Genomic DNA, 1003 nt, shown 5'->3' with positions numbered 1-1003 from the left:
CCGCGGTGAGCGCCGGACGCCCGAGGTAACCCCGGGCGAGCCCGGCGCCGGCCAGGTACAGCTCGCCGCGCACGCCCGGCGGCACCGGCCGGAGCCCGGCGTCGAGGACGTACGCGCGGGTGTTCGCGACCGGCCGTCCGATGGCCACCGGCCCGCACTCCTGCGCGAGGCTGTCGCCGGCGACCTCCGAGCAGCCGTACAGGTTGACGAGTTTCGCCGACGGCCACCGGCGGGCGACCTTCTCGGCGAGCGCCGGGGAAAGCGGTTCGCCACTGGTGATCCAGGTCGTCACCGAAGCGAACGCGTCGGCCTCGGTGTCCTCGGCGAAGGTGTCGAGCAGGCTCGGCACCACGGTCAGCACCTGCGCGCCGGACGTCCGCACGAGTTCGGCCAGCGCGTGCGGGTCGGTGGCGGTCGCGTCGTCGGCGAGCACCACGGGATCACCGGCGACGAGACCGCCGAGCAGCTCGGTCGAGCCGTCGATGAAGGTGAGCGCGCTCTTCGCGAGCCGTGTGCCTTCGGCGATCCCGCGGCCCCAGTGCAGCCGGTTCGCCAAGGCCAGCTGGGTACCGGCGACGGCCTTCGGGCGGCCGGTCGAACCGGACGTGAAGATCACGTACGCGGGGTGGTCCGGGCTGATCGACGGCCACACCGGTTCGGGTCCGGTGTCACCGGGCCGCACCAGCCGGTCCCCGAACCCGTCCTCGGCGACGACCAGGTGCGGTCGCGCGTCGGTGAGCATCAGCTCGACGCGCTCGGCCGGGTGGTTCCGGTCGAGGGGCAGGTAGGCGGCGCCGGTCTTGAGCACGGCGAGGAGCGCGACGACGAGGTCGGCCGACCGCGGCAGCGCGACCGCCACCACCCGTTCCGGCCCCGCACCCCGCCCGAGCAGGGCACGGGCGAGCGTCGTGGCCCGCGTGTCCAGCTCGGCGTAGCTGAGCCGCTCGCTGCCGAAGACCAGCGCGGTGGCGTCCGGCGTCCGGGCCACCTGCGCGGCGAACAG

General features: G+C 74.9%; 1 protein-coding gene. It reads right to left on the bottom strand.

Annotation, left to right across the window (positions count from 1 at the left end; translation table 11 throughout):
• Positions 1 to 1003 (bottom strand): amino acid adenylation domain-containing protein (locus G3I65_RS41205; RefSeq protein WP_160700888.1); only part of this gene is annotated, 1003 nt, incomplete at both ends.

Origin of the sequence: Amycolatopsis sp. SID8362 (genome assembly GCF_010550475.1) — a bacterium.
In the GTDB taxonomy this organism is placed as follows: domain Bacteria; phylum Actinomycetota; class Actinomycetes; order Mycobacteriales; family Pseudonocardiaceae; genus Amycolatopsis; species Amycolatopsis eburnea.
This window is presented reverse-complemented; position numbering and strand designations above follow the sequence as displayed.